This is a genomic window from Mycolicibacterium bacteremicum (genome assembly GCF_002086115.1).
In the GTDB taxonomy this organism is placed as follows: Bacteria; Actinomycetota; Actinomycetes; order Mycobacteriales; family Mycobacteriaceae; genus Mycobacterium; species Mycobacterium bacteremicum.
The window spans coordinates 19,642-37,738 of sequence record NZ_MVHJ01000041.1 but is presented as its reverse complement, the minus strand read 5'-3'; the positions used below and the strand labels follow the sequence as shown (position 1 = coordinate 37,738).

Below are 18,097 nucleotides of genomic sequence, written 5' to 3'. Positions count from 1 at the left end.
TCGAGTTCGCCGACGCCGTCGGCAAAGGCGTCACCCACATCAATGCCAGAACCGAACTGTCCGAGGATGATCGGGCCAGTGTGGTGACCAAACTGATGACCCAGACCACCCCGGCCGAAGTGGGTAAGAAGGCGCGGGCGATCGCCATCGACCGCACCGCAGCCCTCCCGCCGGAGGAGCGGGTAATACCGGTCGCCGAGGACGCCGACCTCAACACGATGACCCTGGTCCTGGGCGAGGAGGGCCGGTATGAGGCCACCCTCAACCTCGACGTCGGGACCGGGGAAGGGCTGTGTGCGGCGCTGGATCCGCTATGCCGGCCGGTGCCGCTGCCGGATGGGTCACCGGATCCGCGGCCGATCGAAAAACGTCGTGGGGATGCGGTCGCGCAGATCCTGCGCACCTATCTGTCCCAGTCGACACGACCGATGTCCGGTGGGGTGCTACCGCATGTCACGTTGATCCGGCCCGCCGCGGCTGCCGCGACGGTGGGTGGTGAGGAGGCGGTGGACCGGCTCGGGTTCGGCGGGCCGGTCAGTGCCGCGACCGCGGACCTGATCGCGTGCGATTCCACGCTGACCAAGGTCATTGTCGATTACACCGGGGTGCCACTCGATGTCGGGCGCGCCGAGCGGCTGTTCACCCCGGCAATCCGCAAAGCGCTCGGGGTACGCGACGGCGGCTGTGCGCACCCAGGGTGCGGGCGGCCGGTGTCCTGGTGCGACGCCCACCACATCCGCCCTTGGAGTGAAGACGGCCAGACCAGCCTCGACAACGGCGTGCTGCTGTGCCGGCTGCACCACACCCTGATCCACCACGGCGGGTGGCAGGTCTACCTCGGCCGCGACCGTCATCCCTGGTTCATCCCACCGCACAAGCCAGGTGAGCCTGAGCCGGAGCATCTGCGCTCACACAATCGACGCACCATGACCGACCTACGGGCCGCCGCATAGTCAGCCGGATAGCAACGGCGACAACATCTTTACGTAGATCTCAATACAGCACCTTGACAACTACACAGTGAATGCCGCCCACGTGGCGGGCCCGGTACGAGACCGCCGGGCTCGCCACCCGCAGCAACAGCGCGGGCGTGGCACCGGTCGGCTAGCGTCGCCTCGCCGCAGCAGCGATACCGCGCCAGCCCAGCAGCAGTGCCGCCGTCGTCAGCGTCGCAACCACGATGAAACTCGGTGCGGTACCCGCCGAGGTCGCCTTGCGCAGCAGCATGCCGAGTACCACGGTGACGGCCCAGACGATCAAACCGGTGGGATAGAGGGCCGCCGGGTTGCGCCACGCGCGTGCCGCCAGCCAGCCGGCCAGCGTACCGGTGACGAACGGCCACGCGGTCTCGGCGATGCCGGTCACCGTCAGGCCCTCGTCGTGGCTACGTCGGCCGATCGTGCAGAACACCACCACGCACGCCACGTCGGTCAGCAGCGCGGTCGGCGTTCTGACCGGCGGACGCCGGCTCTGCTCACTCACCCGGATACTCCATCACATCCGAAACCAGTGGCGTGACTCGGGTTTCATCCCGTGGGGTGAAGTCGGGCACCATCGGAGCCGGCTTGCCGGCGAGTACGGTGTCCATCGCGTCACCGTCCGGCCCGATACGGTCATCGGTGCGACCGGTCAGCCGGAAACCGTCGAAGACGAACGGCAGCCCGTCGGCCTTCAGCGGGTCGGCGGCGTCCATGACATGGAAGTGCAGGTGCGGCGCATCGGTATTGCCACTGTTGCCCAGTTGACCGAGAACCTGCCCGCTTGCCAACCGGTCACCCGGCTTCACCGCCACCGAGCCCGTCTTGAGGTGGGCATAGAACGCGAAGTTCCCGCCGCCGATGTCCTGCACCACGTGGTTACCGCCGTACTCGTCGAGCCGCAGCCCGGTCGGCGCCACGCCGGGGGTCTGTTCGGGCAGACCGTCCAGCACCGCGACCACCGGGCCGTCGGCCACCGCGCGCACATCGGTGCCGAAGTAGGCGTAGTTGGCCAGATCGCCGACCTCGCCCGAGAACAGCTTGCCGTCGGGCCGCAGCTGGACGTAGTCGATGGCGTACCGCTCGGCACCATAGAGCGCGCCGTCGATCGGGTTGATGGCCAACCGGTGCGGGGTCATCCCGCAGCAGCTGTTCGCATCCCACCACAGCGGTCCGCGCAGCGGCGGCGCGATGACGACCGGTTCGCGGGTCTGCACGGTCACCGGGGCCACCGTCTCGGTGATCTGTGGCGGCAGCAGCGGCGGCATCGGCGTGGTCAGCGTGACCTGTACCTGGTGATCGAGATCAGTGGGGACAGCACCGTTGTCGGTGCTGACGTCGAGCCAGACCAGCGCCGACTGGGACGGGCCGAGCCGCCCGGTGGGGGTGGTGGTGCCCAGAATGCGGGTGCGCTCGGCGAGGTCGGCGCCGCTGAGGGTGAGTAGCGGCTCGCCGGCGTCGCCGCTGCGGACCTGCAGGGAGTCGACGGTGACCTCCTGATCCATCGCATTGGTCAGCAGTAGTTCGTAGGCCAGGTGGGTACGGCCGTCGGTGGCGCGCACCGGAACCGGCGCCGCCACCGCGCGGGCCAGCAGTGGCGTTGCGACGGGCGCCTCGGCGGCCGGGGTGGGCGAGCTCGTCGTGGTGCTGGTCGACGGTGGTGGCGCGCTGCTGCTCGGCGGCGTCTCGGTGGCGGTGCTGGGCTGCTCGGTCGTCGGCGAGCACGCGGCCAGGCCCAACACCACGCCGAAAAGCATTGCGGGAAGGGCAGTTCTAGGGGTCACGGTGCTCCTTGTCCTCGGCGCTCGCCGGCGCGTCCGGGTCGACGTCCATCTCGGTGCGGAACATGAAGAAGAACACCACCCAGCCGATGGCCGAGATGAAGATCCAGCTGACCAGCCGGTAGATCAGCATCGCCGAGATGGCCGAGGCCAGCGTCATGCCGCTGGATACCAGGCCCGGCACCAGCACGGCCTCCACGACCAGCAGACCACCCGGCATCAGCGGAATCGATCCGACCGCGCGGGCCGCGGCATAGGCCACGGTGAGCGCGGCCAGTGAGGGATGTCCGCCGGCGGCGTATGCCGCGAACGCCAGGCAGGCCACATCGGCAACCCAGTTGAACAGCGACCAGCCGAACGCATTGCCCAGCGCGCGTCGGCTCAGCCGCACCGACTCCAGCTGGCGCAGCAGTTCGCGCCACTTGTCCAGCCAGGTGTCAGATGGCTTGTTGCGCAACGCATTGAACCAGGACAGCAGGCGCACACCGATGCCGTCGATCTGCTGCGGGTTGGCCGCCACCGATTGGGCCAGTATCAGCAGCAGGAAGAAGCCGCCGAGGGTGAAGATCAGCGACAGCGGATTGCGGCTCGCGCCCAGCAGGAAAGCCCCGCCCAACCCGAGCAGGGCCAGCCCGACCACCTGCAGCACGCCGGACATCACCAGCTGCCAGGACGCCACCACCGGGGACGCACCCCACATCCGCTGCTGGCGATAGACAAAGGTTGCCGAGAGCACCGGCCCGCCAGGCAACGTCGTCGACAGTGCATTGCCCGCGTAGAACGCCGCCTCGGAGCGCCACTGCCGCACCTGCACACCGGCCGATCGCAACAGGGTGCGCTGGATCTGGGCGAAGCTGTGCATCGAGGCCATCGCGGCGACGACCGCGGCCAGCACCCACCACCAGTTCGCCGACAGCAGGCTCTTCCACGCCTTGGCCAGCTGATCCCACACCAGCACCAGTTCGACGGTCAGCACGGTCACCGCCACCGCGATGACCGCCCAGCGCACCCACCAGTACCGGCCGCGGGTGCGGGCCTGCAGGCGATCGGCGTCGCTCATCGGCGCATCGTGCGACACGTTTACAGACTAACCGGGCCATGTGGCGCATGACCTGCGGTTACCCGGCGCGCCGCGCGTACGCTACCGCCATGACGGTAGATCCGATCGCCGATCAGTCGGTGCATCCGCTGGTCCGCAAGACCGCGGCGTGGGCCTGGCGGTTGCTGGTCATCGGATCGGCCGTGGTCGCGCTGCTCTGGGTGATCAGCCACATGTTGCTGATCGTGGTGTCCGTCGCGTTGGCGACCATGTTCGCCGCGCTGCTGACGCCGCTGGTGGATTTCATGCACCGACGCCGCGCCCCGCGCGGCTGGGCGGTGGCCGTGGTGCTGCTGAGCTCCATCTCGATCGTCAGCGGGCTGCTCAGCTTCGTGGTCAGCCAATTCATCACCGGGGCACCGGCTTTGGTGGAGCAGGTGTCGGCCAGCGTGGACGGTGTGCGGGGCTGGCTGATCGACGGCCCGCTGCACCTGAGCCGGGATCAGATCGACCACGCCGGCGACGCGGTGATCACCGCACTCCAGGAGAACCAGGCCCGGGTCACCAGCGGTGCGTTGTCGACGGCGGCCACCGTCACCGAGATCCTCACCGGCGCCCTGCTGGTGCTGTTCACCCTGATCTTCCTGCTGCTGGGCGGGCGGGACATCTTCGCCTACGTCACCAAGATCTTCCCGAGCTCGGTGCGGGAGCGGGTCCGCGACGCCGGCCGCGCCGGCTTCCACTCGCTGACCGGCTATGTGCGGGCCACCTGCGTGGTGGCCCTGGTCGACGCCGTCGGTATCGGCGCCGGCCTGGCCATCATGGGTATCCCGCTGGCGCTGCCGCTGGCCTCACTGGTGTTCCTGGGAGCCTTCGTCCCGCTGATCGGCGCGGTGCTGACCGGTGGCGTCGCGGTGATCGTCGCGCTCATCGCCAAGGGCTGGGTCTACGCGCTGATCACCCTCGGCCTCATCCTGGCCGTGCAGCAACTGGAATCCCATGTGCTGCAACCGCTGGTGATGGGCCGCGCGGTATCGGTGCACCCGCTGGCGGTGGTGCTGGCCATCGCCGCCGGCGGTGTGCTCGCCGGCATCCTGGGCGCGCTGCTGGCGGTCCCCATCCTCGCGGTCCTCAACAGCGCCATCCGGGTCCTGCTCGCCGACGATCCGGAGGCCGAGCAGGAGCAGGTGGTCGCCGAGCTGGAGCCCGAAGCGCTCAGAGACGACCTTCCCGACGCAGCAGATCCGCCGCGCTGACACCGCCGCCGCGGCGGGTCGGGGTCTCATCGGCCTGCTCGCGGGCCGCCCGGGTGTCGATCTTCTCCGTGGACTCCGGGTCACCCGAACCGGGCTGGGCGGGGATGGCAGTCGTCGCCTCGTTGTCCTCGGGCTGCGGGATCGCCCGGGTCGGCTGCGTCGACGGCCGGGCACTCGGGATCGCGGTGGTCGGCGAGGCGCTGCCGCGCAGTTCGCCGAGCCACGACTCGATCTCGCGCTTCTCCCGCGCCGGGTTCTGCTCGGCGCGCGGCCGCCGCTCGGTCGGTGTGTTCACCGCGTTGATCGCGGTGGTCGCGGCCGAATCCGGCTGGGCGGCGAAACGGGTCGTCGGGGGCTCCGGCGCCGGGATACGGCTGGTGGCCGAGCCGGACGGGCCGCTCGGGCGCACCGGCGGCGGAACGGGTCCACGCGGACCCGGCCCCGGCGGCGGACCGGGATGCCCGGGATCGTGCTGGGCGGGCGGGGGCACCGGAGCACCCGCGCCGACCAGCGCGTCCTGATCGGCCGGTTCGTCGTCGTCGGTGTCGTGCATCGACGGACGCCCCTTGCGTTCGTCGGGCAGGTTGGTCTCACCCAAACCGATCCGCTCCTGCAGGCGACGCATCCAGCGCGGTGCCCACCAGCAGTCGTCGCCGAGCAGCTTCATGATCGCGGGCACCAGGAACATCCGGATGATGGTCGCGTCGAGCAGCAGCGCGATCAGCAGACCGAACGCCAGGTACTTCATCATCACCAGGTCGGAGAACACGAACGCCCCGGCCACCACCGCCAGCACCAGCGCGGCGCCGGTGATGAGCCGGCCGGTGGTCGCGGTGCCGATGCGGATCGCCTCGGCGGTGGACAACCCGCGTTCGCGGGCCTCCACCATGCGCGAGACCAGAAACACCTCGTAGTCGGTCGACAGACCCCAGATCACCGCGATGATGAGCCCGATCATCGGGGCCATCAGCGGCTGCGGCGTGTAGTTCATCAGGCCGGACCCGTGCCCGTCGACGAACATCCAGGTCAGGATGCCCATCGTCGAACCCAGAGTCAGCGCGCTCATCAATGCGGCCTTGATCGGCAGGACCACCGAGCCGAACGCCAGGAACATCAGGATCGTGGTCGTGACAATCAGCACCACCGCCATCAGCGGCAGCCGGTCGAACAGACTGTGGATGCTGTCCTGCTCCAGGGCCGGCGTGCCGCCGACCGCGATGTCCAGACCGCGTGGCGGCTGGATTGCGCGCAGTTCGTCCATCTTCTGCGAGGCGTCGTTGCGGTCGATCAGGCCGTTCTGCAGCACCCGGACCGACGGATCCTTGGTGCCGGTGTCCTGCGCGGACCGTTCCTGCCACATCTTGCTCGGATCGTTGTCCGCGTCGATGAAGCCGCTGACGTTCATCGCCTTGGCGCGGACCTCGGCCAGCTGCTGGTCGGTGATCGGTTCGCCGTCTTCACGCTGGATCACCAGCGTCAGCGGCTCGGTCCGGAACCCGGGGAAGCTGCGGTCGAAGTCCTCCTGGGCCTGCCGCACACCGTTGTCGGGCGGCAGATACTTCTCGCTGATACCGCCGAGCGCCAGCTGGCCCAGCGGCAGCACCAGCAGGATCATCACGATCAGGATGGGCGCGGCGAAGGCGATCGGCCGCTTCATCACGACGTTGACCAGCTTGCCCCAGAAGCCCTTCTCGACCTCCGCGCGCGTCTTGGTCTTCTGCGTCTTCTCGGCCAGCCACTCCACCCACCAGACGATGGGCGCGCGGGCCAGCGGCACCCAGCGGGCCAGCGCCAGGCCGCCCGCCACCACCGCGACGAAGATGATTACGCCGAGAATGACCCAGTACAGGCCACCGCCGAGGGAGTCCTTGTTGGAGATCGTGAAGTAGGCCAGCCAGCCGAGCAGGCCCACGTAGCCGAGCGCCAGTCCGATCAGGGTCAGCGGCAGACCCTGTTCGCCGGTCTGCTTGATGCGCTTACGGGCCAGGTGTCCCAGCGCGATACCCGCCGGTGGCAGCAGCACACCGGCCGGGATGGAGGCGATCGCCAGCGTGTTGGTGCGGGTGTTCGCCGGGTCGGATGAGACATCGTTCTGGATGAACTTGAGCAGCCAGCGCACGCCCAGGGCATCCACGCGCGGGCCGAGGATGGCCAGCGCGGCCGGCAGCACACTGACCGACAGGATGGCGGCCAGCATCACCGAGGCGATGATCGCGTAGGTGATCGACTTCAGGAAGCCCTGCGGGAACAGCAGCAGCGGCACCGAGGACGCGACCAGGATCACGGCGGAGAACATCACGGTGCGCCCGGAGGTCATCACGGTGCGCCGCACCGCGGCCTCGGTGTCATAGCCCTCGGCGAGCTCCTCGCGGAAGCGGCTCACCATGAACAGCCCGTAGTCGATCGCGATACCGAGACCCATCAGGGTCACCACCGGCTGGGCGAAGAAGTGCACGGGCATGAACTCGGCGAACACCCGCATGATGCCGAGCGCACCGGCGATCGTCAGGCCGCCGATGATGCCGGGCAGGGCTGCGGCGACCACACCGCCGAACACGAAGAACAACACGACGCAGACCAGCGGGATGGCGGCCACCTCGGCGCGTTTCTGGTCCTCGCCGATGGTGCCGGTCAGCTCGCTGGCCAGTGGTTGCAGGCCGGCGAGCTGGATCTTGCCGTCGTTGACCTCGGACAGCTGCGGCTCGATGGCCTGGTAATTCTTCAGGATCTCGTCGTCGTTCTCGCCCTTGAGCGGGATGCTGACGAAGGTCTTGGACAGGTCCTCGGTCTTCATCTGCTGCACGGTCTCGGCCGCGGCATCGGGTGCCCGCAGCCAGCCCACCCAGCTGACGATCCGGTCCTCGTTGTCGGAGACCAGGTCGTTCAGTTCCCCGGTGACCTTCTCCATCCACTCCGGGTTGTCGACCTTCTCGCCGTCGGGCGGGGTGAGGATCGCCACCACGTGGCTGGTGCGGTCGCGGCCGTACACCTCGTCGCCGAGCAGCGACGCCCGCACCGATTCACTGGTCTCATCGTAGAAACCGCTCTGGGTGACGTGCTGTCCGAGGCTTGCTCCGTACAGCCCGCCACCAAGGCACAGTGCGACCATGACACCGATAACCACGTATCGGAACTGGTACACCGTTCGACCCCACCAGGCGAACACGTCGGCTCCTTAATTCTTCATCAGGTCTGTTTCACGTTGCGCGCGAATTGTCGCTTCAATTGTTCAGACGCGCGAGGTCAGCAGCGCTGACAACGGCCGGAACGGCTGCAGCCACGCGCCCTGCTCAGGCAGCGAATCAAGGCCGATTCGCGGTAACGGCTCCCGGAAGACACCAGGGATGTCCTCCAGGTCGACGAACTCCAAGGTATCCGACGCTAACGCCCAACTGGCATGTTCGCGAAATCCGAGCACCTGCACCGGAACGCCGTCGTGAGCAATCTCCTCCAGCGGTGCCCGGAACGCCTGACCGTCGGCCGAGGCGACCACCACACCGGCCAGACCTTCGCCACGGCGCAGCGCGATGTGGTCCAGCATGTCGCTGTCCACATCACTGTCCTCGTCGATCTTCGGTTTGGCGAAGACGGCGAAGCCCACGTTACGCAGCGCCTCGACCCAGGGCCGGACGACATCGGCGCTACCTGGGGCGATGTTGGTGAACACCGTCGCCTCGGGCTCCAGGGTCGGCAGCGTGTCGGTGTCGGCGTCACGTCGACCGGACAGTTCGGCGGTCCGGCTCAGCAACCAGCGGCCGAGCGCATCGAAGCGCGGCCGGTGGGCGGCGGTGGGCCGGCCACCGAGGATGGACCCGAGGCCCATGTCGAGATTGGGGGCGTCCCAGACCAGCAGCACCCGCTGCACGGGCGGCGCGCTCGGTACCGGCTGGGCCGGGATGTCGGCAGTCTCGGGGCTGTCGGACTCGGTGTCGATGCTCACCTTGGCCTCCTGGTCGTCGCGCACGCACTCATCGCCGCTCCCACAGCAACTCCGTCACGATCGGCCCGGCCAGGGCCTTGCGTTCGTACTTCGTCTCGGGCCGGGCCACCGAGATCGGTAGGCCGTCGGCGATGTCCACGCGGCGCAACCGCGGTTCGGCATCTCCGACCTCGGCCATGTGCTCGGCATACCCCTGATGGTCGGTCGCCGCGTGCAGGATCCCGCCTGGACGCAGCCGGTCGGCGATCAACCCGACCGTCGTCGGCTGGATGAGCCGGCGCTTGTGGTGGCGGGCCTTGGGCCACGGGTCGGGGAAGAACACCCGGACCCCGGTCAGCGATCCGCTGGGCAGCAGGTGTTCGAGGACGTCGACACCGTCGCCGCGGATCATCCGGATGTTGGTGATCCCCTCGCGGTCGATGGCCGATAACAACTGCGCCAGCCCACGCTTGTAGACCTCGACGGCAATCACGTCGAGGTCGGGTTCGAGCTGGGCCATCGCGGCGGTCGAGGTGCCGGTGCCGCAGCCGATCTCCAGGACCAGCGGCGCCTGCCTGCCGAACCACTGCACGGGGTCCAGCCGGGCTGGGCGTCCCGACGCGTCCAGTGCCTCGGCGCCCAGCTCGGGCCAGCGCCGTTCCCACGTCTGCTGCTGAGCACCGGTCAGCTGGGAGCGGCGGGTGCGGAAACTCGTCACCCGCCGTTGGTGATGGGTGGGCGCGCCCGGCGCGGGGTCGGTCCCGCCGGCGTCCTCCCCCTGGGCATACATCGGTCCATCGTCGCGCATCGAGGCCGGGGTACCCGCATCGCGGTACAGATTGATACCCAACAGTTGCCTGAGCCGGTCTGCGGCCCAAATCACCGCATCCCGGGGTGCGCGGGCGGTGTCACGATGAACGGGTGGGTCTGATCGCCGAGCTGACCGCCCTGACCGCGGACGGAGCGCGGCCCGCGCTGGCACCGATCATCGCGACGCTGCGCACCCCGCCGCGGGTGGCGTTGACCGGACGGCCCGGCGCCGGGCGGCGCACCCTGGCCGCCGCGCTGGGCGGCACCGGTGTGCGGTGCGCCGATGACACCGCCGGTGCCGATGCGGTCCTGCTGGTCGTCACCGAGACCGTCACGCCAGAGGATCGCCCTATATATACGGACACCACCCGGCCGCTGCGGATCGTGCTCAACAAGGCCGATGCGCTCGACGACCCGACCGCGCGGGCCGCCGCGATCACCGGGCGCACCGGAGTGCCGACGGTCGCGGTGAGCGCGCTGCACGGCACCGGGCTGGCGGCGCTGTCCGCCGAGATCGACGCCGCCACCGCACCGACGCGGTACCGGCGGCTGCGGGCGGCGCTGACCCGGCTGCGCGCGCTGGCGGCCACCGACACCCCGTTGGCCGAACTGTTGGCCGGTGACACCGCGGTGTGGGCGGCGGCGGATGCGGCCGCCGACGTGCTGCGCGCGGCGGGCCTGGATCCCGTCGTGGGTCCGCCGTCGCGTTGCGCCCGGCACTGGCAGCGCTACGGACGCGGCCCGGTCGGCCGACTGCACGCCGACTGTGCGGCCGACCTGGTCCGCGGGCAGTTGCGGCTGGCCGGTCCGCCCGGACCCGCGCCGTGACCGCGCGCGTGGTGCTGGTGACCGGGCCGCCGCTGGCCGGGGTGACCGCGCTGGCCGGGGCGCTGCGCCAGGCCCTACCGGGGCACACCGTCGTCGAGCAGGCCGATGCTGCCGACGCGGTGGTGTTCGCGGTGTCCGCGGCGGCGCCGCTGCGCGCCTCCGACCTCGGCATCCTCGACGCGGCCGCACGGAGCACCGATCTGGTGATCGGGGTCGTCACCAAGGCCGATGTGCACCACGACTGGCCGGCGGTGCGCGCGGCGGATCAGGCGGCCTGCGCCGCGCGTGCCGCCCGCTACCGGACCATGCCGTGGCTGGCGGTTGCCGCCGCCCCGCGGCGCGGCGACCCGCGACTGGCCGATCTGGTGCAGCTGCTCACCGGGGCGCTCGCCGACCCGGCGTTGGCTCGCCGAAATCGGCTGCGCGCAAACGAAACTCGTCTTTCTGAGCAGATCGCGGCGGCGAGCGCTGCCGACCCGGTCGCCGCCGGCCTGCACGAGCGTCGCGACGCCGAGCTGCGCGCGGCCAGAGAGATCCGGTCGGCGCAGACTCTTGGACTGCGTAACCGGGTGCAGCAGGCCCGGCTGGATCTGATCCAGCTGGCCCGCGGCCGGGTCGCCGACCTGCACGGCGAGCTGGCACACGACGCGTCCGGCTGGCGGTGGGGCCAGGATTTCGTGGCCCACGCCGCCGCACGCGCCGAGCAACTGGTGGCCGAGCTGGACGACGCGGTGCGGGCGCGCTCGGACCGGATCGCCGACGAGCTGATGTTGTCCCGGCCCGATACCGGCCCGCCGACGCCCGTTCCGCAGCTCGCTCGGCCCGGGCCGACCTCGCGCGGGCTGGAGATGCGGTTGATGACGCTGCTCGGTGCCGGGTTCGGCCTGGGGGTGGCGCTGGCCGCGGGCCGGTTGCTGGTCGGGCTGGCCCCGGGTGCCGCCGGGACGGCCGCCGTCGTCGGCGCCGCGGTCGGTCTGCTGCTGACGCTGTGGGTGGTCGGCATGCGCGGTCTGCTGCACGAGCGCGCACACCTGGACCGCTGGGTCGGTTCCGTCGCCGCGGCCCTGCGCTCGGACACTGAGGCGCTGGTCGGCCGTCGGCTGCTCGCCGCCGAGGCCGCGCTGACCGCGGAATCCGTCGCCGCCGCCGACAGCGCGGCCGCCCGGACGGCCGAGCGGGTGGCTGCCATCGACGCCCGGCTCCGCACGCACGCCACCGCGGTCGCGACCACTGCGATGGCCACGCAGCGGCGGTTATGCTCGCTTCGTGCGGCTTTGCGGGCAGTGCGCAGCGACCTGAATTCGGTTACCGCCGAGTAGCGGAACTTTCTGAATCGTTCCTGTGAGTGATCGGACATTGTCCCGATTCCCCAGACCAAAGTCACCCGCGTTAACCTCTATTTCAGGGACGATCGTGACCTGCCGGTTAACGGCATGCGCACGGAAACAACGCAGGAGACTTTGATGACCTCAGCGACCATTCCCGGTCTCGACAATGCACCGACGACGCATCAGGGCCTGCTGGCCTGGGTTCGGGAGGTCGCCGAGCTCACCCAGCCCGCGCGGGTCGCGTGGGCCGACGGGTCCCAGGAGGAGTACGAACGCCTCGCCGCCCAGCTGGTCGAGGCCGGCACCTTCCAGAAGCTGAACGACCAGAAGCAGCCGAACTCCTACCTCGCGCTCTCCGATCCGTCCGATGTCGCACGCGTCGAGTCCCGCACCTACATCTGTTCCGAGCGCGAGGTCGACGCCGGGCCCACCAACAACTGGATGGACCCGGCCGAGATGCGCGGCATCATGACCGACCTGTACCGCGGTTCGATGCGCGGCCGCACCCTGTGGGTGGTGCCGTTCTGCATGGGCCCGCTGGACGCCGAGGACCCGAAGCTGGGCGTCGAGCTCACCGATTCCGAGTACGTCGTGGTCTCGATGCGCACCATGACCCGGATGGGCGCCAAGGCGCTGGAGAAGATCGGCGAGGACGGCTTCTTCGTCAAGGCGCTGCACTCGCTGGGCGCGCCGCTGGAGGACGGCCAGGCCGACGTGCCATGGCCGTGCAACGACACCAAGTACATCACCCACTTCCCGGAGAGCCGCGAGATCTGGAGCTACGGCTCCGGCTACGGCGGCAACGCGCTGCTGGGCAAGAAGTGCTACTCGCTGCGCATCGCCTCGGCCATGGCCCACGACGAGGGCTGGCTGGCCGAGCACATGCTGATCGTCAAGCTGATCTCCCCGGAGAACAAGGCCTACTTCATCGCCGCGGCCTTCCCGTCGGCCTGCGGCAAGACCAACCTCGCGATGCTGCAGCCCACCATCCCGGGCTGGCGCGCCGAGACCGTCGGTGACGACATCGCCTGGATGCGGTTCGGCAAGGACGGTCAGCTCTACGCAGTCAACCCGGAGTTCGGCTTCTTCGGCGTCGCGCCGGGCACCAACTGGGACTCCAACCCCAACGCCATGAAGACCATCGCCGCGGGCAACACCGTCTTCACCAACGTCGCCAAGACCGATGACGGCGATGTCTGGTGGGAGGGCCTGGAGGGTGAGCCCGACCACCTGATCGACTGGAAGGGCCAGGACTGGATTCTGCGCGAGACCGAAACTAAGGCAGCACACCCGAATTCGCGGTACTGCACCCCGATCTCGCAGTGCCCCACGCTGGCGCCCGAGTGGGACGACCCGCAGGGCGTGCCGATCTCGGCGATCCTGTTCGGCGGCCGCCGCAAGACGACCGTCCCGCTGATCACCGAGGCCCGCGACTGGCAGCACGGCGTGTTCATCGGCGCCACCCTGGGTTCCGAGCAGACCGCCGCCGCCGAGGGCAAGGTCGGCACCGTGCGCCGCGACCCGATGGCCATGCTGCCGTTCCTGGGCTACAACGTCGGCGATTACTTCCAGCACTGGATCAACATCGGCAAGCAGGCGGACGAGTCCAAGCTGCCGAAGGTGTTCTTCGTCAACTGGTTCCGCCGCGGCGGCGACGGCCGCTTCCTGTGGCCCGGATTCGGTGAGAACAGCCGCGTGCTGAAGTGGGCCATCGAGCGCATCGAGCATCAGGCCGAGGGCAAGAGCACCCCGATCGGCATCGTGCCGACCGCCGCCGATCTGGACCTGTCGGGCCTGGACGTCGACCCGGCCGATGTGGACGAGGCGCTGGCCGTCAACGCCGAGGAGTGGCGTGCCGAGCTGCCGCTGATCGAGGAGTGGTTCGAGTTCGTCGGTGAGAAGCTGCCCACCGGCATCAAGGACGAGTTCGACGCGCTCAAGACCCGGTTGGCCGAATCGGAGTAATCCGCCGCGAACGACCGCCTGTGCCCCCTGGATCCGCTGATCCCGGGGGCACAGCCCGTCCTAGGCCTCCAGCCGGTCCAACTCGCGCCGCAGCCCGTCGGCGCCGTTGTTGGCCAACTTCGAGACCGCGCGGCGCAGCACGCGTTCGGCGTAGCGCCGCCAGCCCTGGAAGGTGAACTCGAGGCGGTAGGTCACCAGCGACCCGTGCGGGTGCGGTTCCACGGTGATGGTGTCGTGGGTGATCAACGACGAGTTCTCTCCACGCAGTTCGATCGACCTGCCCGGGACCAGCGAGATCACCTCGTAGTCAACGTCATTCGTGCGTCCGGCGATCTTCGAGGTGTTGGCATACCGTGAGCCCACCCCGCCGTCCCCGGACACCCGCACGGTCCGGATCGACCCGGGGTCCCACTCTTCACTGGTGGTGAAGTCGGCGAAGTAGTCGAAGGCCGACCTGGGTGGCGCCGCGGTGACCAACTCACGCTGCATCTCGATCATGGTCGGCCCTGCGCGTAGCGGGCGACATCGCGCAGCGCGCGGGCCATCCGGGCGCGGTGCAGCGGCCGCAGTCCGTGCCAGTAGAGCTGCCCGGGCAGGCCGATCGGGGTGTAGCTCGCGTGCTGGCGCAGCCGGGTCCGGTCGGCGGACAGCGATTCGGTGCGCCATTCCAGCCGGGCCCGGCCGGTACCGCGCAACCGCAGCTGGCGGGGCTCCTGCTTCTCCTCGACCGTCCAGCGGTCGTGCCGGGATGTCCACTGCAGCAACGACTCCCACACCCGGTCGACGCCGGCCGCGATCTCGGTGGCGCGGTCCTCGGTGTGCACGATCTGCCCGGTCCAGTCCGGGTCGCTGGGCAGCGGATCGGCCGGGATGCCTTCCCAGCCGGTGTCGGCCTCGGGGTCGGCGGCGCTGCGCAGCGCCAGCGCGACGGCCTCGCGGTAGGGCGTGGTCCCGCCGGGCGGTGCGGCGATGATGTCGTCGATATCGTGCTCGTCGGCCACCGCGTCGGTGCTGAGCGATTCGATGAGCGCCCGGCCGATGCCCAGTGGCACCGGGGTCACCAGTCCGATCCACAGCCCGGCGAGCTTCGGTGTCAGGATCGGCAGGACGACGATGCGTCGCCGGGCCAGGCCGGCGACCTCGGCGTAGATCTGCATCATCTCGCCGTAGCGCAGGACGTCCGGCCCGCCGACGTCGTAGGTGCGGCTGCGCGGAAGGTCTGCGGTGGCCGCCTCCACGAGGTAGTGCAGGACATCGCCGACGGCGATCGGCTGGATGCGGTTGTTGACCCAGCGCGGGGTCGTCATGATCGGCAGCCGGTTGGTCAGGTGCCGGATCATCTCGAAGGATGCCGACCCGGAGCCGATCACCACGCCGGCCTGCAGGACCAGCGTCGGCACCCCGGAGTCGATGAGGATGTCGCCGACCTGGGTGCGTGATCGCAGGTGGGTGGACAGCCGGTCGGAGTTCTCGTGCAGGCCGCCCAGGTAGACGATCCGGCCGACCGCCGCATCGCGCGCGGCGGCGGCCACGTTCTGGGCGCTGCGCCGTTCGGTGTCCTCGAAGTCTTCGTCGCCGCTGCCCATCGAGTGCACCAGGTAGTACACGACGTCGATATCGCGGAATGCGGCCCGCAGGCTGTCGGGGTCGGTCAGGTCACCGCGGTCGATCTCGACATCGCCGGCCCATGGGACGTCGCGGATCTTGTCCGGGTTGCGCACCAGCACCCGGACCCGGTGGCCGGCGGCGATGAGCCGGGGCACCAGCCGTCCGCCGATGTAACCGGTGGCTCCCGTGACGAGAACCCGTTGCGCACCCACATCTGTCATTCGATGTAGATGCCCCCTCGGATCGGTGTTCAAGCCTGTTTGTCGTCGGGTGGACCGTCGAACGCGCGGTTGCGGTCCTCGGCGGCGTCGCTGCCGGAGAACAGCCCGTGGTCCGCTCGGGCGCCGGCGCGGGAGAACTCGCGCCGGGGTTGCGGGACCGATTCGGGGGCCGGTGCCGGCTCGAAGCGCCACCGCGGCAGCGCGCCGCCGCGGCTGTTCTGCAACCAGACCACCATGCCCTCCCGGATGAAGCACTGCAGGTCCCACAACGCGCCGGCGTTCGGTGCGCTGACCGTGATGCGGACCCGGACGGTGCCGCCGACGGCGTCGACGACCTGCAGGACGCCGGAGCGCCCGTCCCAGAGTTCGTTGCGGTCGAGCAGCCGGTCCAGTTCGGCACGCATCTCGTCGAGCGAGACGCTGAAATCGACGTCCAGCGACACGGTGCCCAGGATCTCGGTCGCGCTGCGCGTCCAGTTCTGGAACGGGGTGGTCGTGAAATAGGTGCAGGGCAGCACCAGACGGCGCTCATCCCACACCTGGACCACCACGTAGGTCAGCGTGATCTCCTCGATGCGGCCCCATTCCTTTTCCAGCACAACGACATCGCCTACCCGGATGGCATCGGTGAAGGCGATCTGCAGGCCGGCGAACACCGACCCCAACGAGGTCTGGGCGGCCAGCCCGGCGACCACCGAGAGCACACCGGCGGAGGCGAACAGCGTCTTGCCGACATCGGCGAAGGACGGGAAGGTCATCAGCGCGGCGGCCAGCCCGAGGATCACCACGACGGCGATCGCCAGCCGGCGCAGCACCGTCAGCTGGGTGCGCACCTTGCGGCGTTGCAGATCGGCATCGGTCAGGCCGGTGTCGCCACCACCGAACTTGTCGATCATCCGGCGTTCTACCACCGTCACCAGTTTCGCGACGAACCAGGTGACCGTCGCGATGGTGGCGATGCGCAGGCTCTGATCGACCCAGGGGCGCCAGGACGCGTCGGCCGGTGACGAGCGCTGCAGGGCGATCGACGCGCCGGTGACCATCAGCCCGGCCCGGATCGGCCGCGGGGTCAGCAGGGCGATGTCGGCGAGCCAGCCGCGGTGTGCGCATATGCGGCGCATCGCCCAGGTCACGCCGACGCCCAGGAAGTACGCGATGACCACCGCCCCGGTGGTCCAGGCCAAGGTGACGGCGAGATTGGTGGCTGCGGGCAGGATCTCCTCGGGCATGACTGCTTTCGGGTCGGGTGCAGGTCCGCCCGCAGGGCTACCCGGGTCTGGCGCGCCGCAAAACCCGCCGGAACCGAAAGTGCGACCCGGCTCACGCCGGGCGCAGTGCCGCCCGCACGCGCTTGGCGCGATCAATCAGCCGGCTGTTGCCGTGCACGTTGCGGTAGTGCAGCACCACGGTGACGCGGCTGGTGCCCGGGGCGCACGGCAGGGTGGCGTGATACGACCGGTAACCCCAGAACAGGTACGCGTCGCCGGGGCGCACCGCGACGATCTCGGCGTCGCGGTCCCAGCGCAGCCGGCGCAGGAAGCGGCGCCGGTAGGAATCACTCTGGACGACCATCTTCTCGATCAGGTTGGTCAGGGCCCAGGATCGGTATGGGCGCCGGTTGGGGCAGAGCACCAGTTCCCCGGATTGTCCGGGTGCAGCCTGCGGCACCACCACCGGGATCACCATGGTGACGACGCTGGCGTCGTAGTGCAGCCACAGCGGGCGGCGCTGCGGGTCCGGCCCGTTGATCACCCGCAGGGCCCAGTCGAAGGTGCGGTCGGTGCGGTCGCCCGCGGGGTGGGCGGACCGGGCCACCGACTCCATCAGCTCCTGCAGTCCGCGGTCGGCGCACAGCTCACGCAAGAACGGCAGGGCGGCGGCGTCGGCGCCCTCGATCATCACGTCGTGCTCGCCGGTGGACACCCGGGCGGCGTACTCGCCGACGGAGGCAAGCCACTCGGCGCCGACCGCACCGGGAAGACACGCGGTGCCGGTGCCCTCGATGTGGGCGACGAGGTCCGGTGCGCAGGCCTGGAAACCGGTGCCCGAGCCGGGTGAGACCGAGCGCGCGACGGCGCCGGAGTCGATGCGTGCGGTCAAGATCGTCTCTCCTCCGGTGACCCCGCTCCAGTACTGCGGAAACTTCCGCACAACCTAACATCGAAGATAGCTAGCAATGCAATAGCAAGACAAAACGGTGTACTTAAAGCGAGGTTCAAGTGCATAAAACACCTAACAAGAAAATAACGGCAATTAGCGCAGCATTTGCGACACAGCGCCGTGTGGCAAAAACGTGGTTGGTGTAAGGGATGGGGCCGGCCGTCGAACTTGACGGTTGTCAAGTTTTTGGGCACTTCTCTGTCGG

At 69.5% G+C, this 18,097-nt stretch carries 15 protein-coding genes; 5 read left to right on the top strand and 10 right to left on the bottom strand.

Annotation, left to right across the window (positions count from 1 at the left end):
- On the top strand, positions 1–953 hold a 953-nt coding region (locus BST17_RS26735; RefSeq protein ID WP_083062037.1), incomplete at its 5' end, for an HNH endonuclease signature motif containing protein.
- A 151-nt stretch (positions 954–1,104) separates the two neighbouring features.
- Here the strand turns inward: BST17_RS26735 and BST17_RS26730 are convergent.
- From BST17_RS26730 to BST17_RS26720, 3 genes are read right to left on the bottom strand one after another with little or no spacing between them, the layout of a single operon-like run.
- Complete coding sequence (locus BST17_RS26730; RefSeq protein WP_083062036.1) at positions 1,105–1,482, bottom strand: DUF3054 domain-containing protein; 378 nt, start codon at positions 1,480–1,482, stop codon at positions 1,105–1,107.
- A complete protein-coding gene (locus BST17_RS26725; protein WP_083062035.1) occupies positions 1,475–2,734 on the bottom strand; it encodes a M23 family metallopeptidase in 1,260 nt (419 codons plus the stop codon). The genes BST17_RS26730 and BST17_RS26725 overlap by 8 nt, the downstream gene beginning before the upstream one ends.
- 16 nt (positions 2,735–2,750) lie before the next feature.
- Positions 2,751–3,836, bottom strand: a complete 1,086-nt coding sequence (locus BST17_RS26720; RefSeq protein WP_083062034.1) for a lysylphosphatidylglycerol synthase transmembrane domain-containing protein — start codon at positions 3,834–3,836, stop codon at positions 2,751–2,753.
- A 71-nt stretch (positions 3,837–3,907) separates the two neighbouring features.
- On the opposite strand from BST17_RS26720, the gene BST17_RS26715 reads away from it, so the two are divergent.
- Complete coding sequence (locus tag BST17_RS26715; protein WP_083062043.1) at positions 3,908–5,053, top strand: AI-2E family transporter; 1,146 nt, start codon at positions 3,908–3,910, stop codon at positions 5,051–5,053.
- On the opposite strand, the gene BST17_RS26710 is transcribed toward BST17_RS26715, so the two are convergent.
- The 3 genes from BST17_RS26710 to trmB all read right to left on the bottom strand — a co-directional run bounded on the left by BST17_RS26710 (position 5,013) and on the right by trmB (position 9,780).
- Positions 5,013–8,219: an MMPL family transporter gene (locus BST17_RS26710; RefSeq protein WP_083062033.1), complete on the bottom strand. Its 3,207-nt coding sequence runs from the start codon at positions 8,217–8,219 to the stop codon at positions 5,013–5,015. The genes BST17_RS26715 and BST17_RS26710 overlap by 41 nt on opposite strands.
- Positions 8,220–8,282: 63 nt before the next feature.
- The gene (locus BST17_RS26705; protein ID WP_083062042.1) at positions 8,283–8,993 is read right to left on the bottom strand and encodes an NYN domain-containing protein; all 711 of its coding nucleotides are present in this window, start codon (positions 8,991–8,993) and stop codon (positions 8,283–8,285) included.
- A 28-nt stretch (positions 8,994–9,021) separates the two neighbouring features.
- Positions 9,022–9,780, bottom strand: coding sequence for a tRNA (guanosine(46)-N7)-methyltransferase TrmB (trmB, locus tag BST17_RS26700; protein ID WP_083062041.1), 759 nt, complete (start codon positions 9,778–9,780; stop codon positions 9,022–9,024).
- Between the two features lie 113 nt (positions 9,781–9,893).
- On the opposite strand from trmB, the gene BST17_RS26695 reads away from it, so the two are divergent.
- The 3 genes from BST17_RS26695 (at position 9,894) to BST17_RS26685 (ending at position 13,903) form a co-directional block, all read left to right on the top strand.
- Positions 9,894–10,610: a P-loop NTPase family protein gene (locus BST17_RS26695; RefSeq protein ID WP_234807845.1), complete on the top strand. Its 717-nt coding sequence runs from the start codon at positions 9,894–9,896 to the stop codon at positions 10,608–10,610.
- Positions 10,607–11,929 (top strand): hypothetical protein, encoded by a 1,323-nt coding sequence (locus tag BST17_RS26690; RefSeq protein WP_109750320.1) that lies wholly within the window; start codon positions 10,607–10,609, stop codon positions 11,927–11,929. Before BST17_RS26695 ends, BST17_RS26690 begins: the two co-directional genes overlap by 4 nt.
- Before the next feature lie 144 nt (positions 11,930–12,073).
- Positions 12,074–13,903 carry a phosphoenolpyruvate carboxykinase (GTP) gene (locus BST17_RS26685; RefSeq protein WP_083062032.1) on the top strand — a complete coding sequence of 610 codons (1,830 nt, stop codon included), beginning with the start codon at positions 12,074–12,076 and terminating at the stop codon, positions 13,901–13,903.
- 60 nt (positions 13,904–13,963) lie between these two features.
- Here BST17_RS26685 and BST17_RS26680 read toward each other — a convergent pair whose 3' ends face one another.
- The 4 genes from BST17_RS26680 to BST17_RS26665 form a co-directional block, all read right to left on the bottom strand.
- A complete protein-coding gene (locus tag BST17_RS26680) occupies positions 13,964–14,392 on the bottom strand; it encodes an SRPBCC family protein (protein ID WP_234807844.1) in 429 nt (142 codons plus the stop codon).
- A gap of 5 nt (positions 14,393–14,397) precedes the next feature.
- On the bottom strand, positions 14,398–15,732 hold the full coding sequence (locus BST17_RS26675) for a DUF2867 domain-containing protein (RefSeq protein WP_083062030.1): 1,335 nt from the start codon (positions 15,730–15,732) through the stop codon (positions 14,398–14,400).
- A gap of 29 nt (positions 15,733–15,761) precedes the next feature.
- Positions 15,762–16,961 (bottom strand): mechanosensitive ion channel family protein, encoded by a 1,200-nt coding sequence (locus tag BST17_RS26670; RefSeq protein ID WP_083062029.1) that lies wholly within the window; start codon positions 16,959–16,961, stop codon positions 15,762–15,764.
- Positions 16,962–17,052: 91 nt separating this feature from the next.
- Positions 17,053–17,832 (bottom strand): hypothetical protein, encoded by a 780-nt coding sequence (locus tag BST17_RS26665; protein ID WP_133053605.1) that lies wholly within the window; start codon positions 17,830–17,832, stop codon positions 17,053–17,055.
- Positions 17,833–18,097: the final 265 nt, after the last annotated feature.

What these genes read in the sequence shown, in the direction of transcription:
- BST17_RS26725 (WP_083062035.1), bottom strand. Translation starts at nt 2,734, where the DNA reads ATGCTTTTCGGCGTGGTGTTGGGCCTGGCCGCGTGCTCGCCGACGACC.
- BST17_RS26715 (WP_083062043.1), top strand. Translation starts at nt 3,908, where the DNA reads ATGACGGTAGATCCGATCGCCGATCAGTCGGTGCATCCGCTGGTCCGC.
- trmB (WP_083062041.1), bottom strand. Translation starts at nt 9,780, where the DNA reads ATGCGCGACGATGGACCGATGTATGCCCAGGGGGAGGACGCCGGCGGG.
- BST17_RS26685 (WP_083062032.1), top strand. Translation starts at nt 12,074, where the DNA reads ATGACCTCAGCGACCATTCCCGGTCTCGACAATGCACCGACGACGCAT.
- BST17_RS26680 (WP_234807844.1), bottom strand. Translation starts at nt 14,392, where the DNA reads ATGCAGCGTGAGTTGGTCACCGCGGCGCCACCCAGGTCGGCCTTCGAC.
- BST17_RS26675 (WP_083062030.1), bottom strand. Translation starts at nt 15,732, where the DNA reads ATGACAGATGTGGGTGCGCAACGGGTTCTCGTCACGGGAGCCACCGGT.
- BST17_RS26670 (WP_083062029.1), bottom strand. Translation starts at nt 16,961, where the DNA reads ATGCCCGAGGAGATCCTGCCCGCAGCCACCAATCTCGCCGTCACCTTG.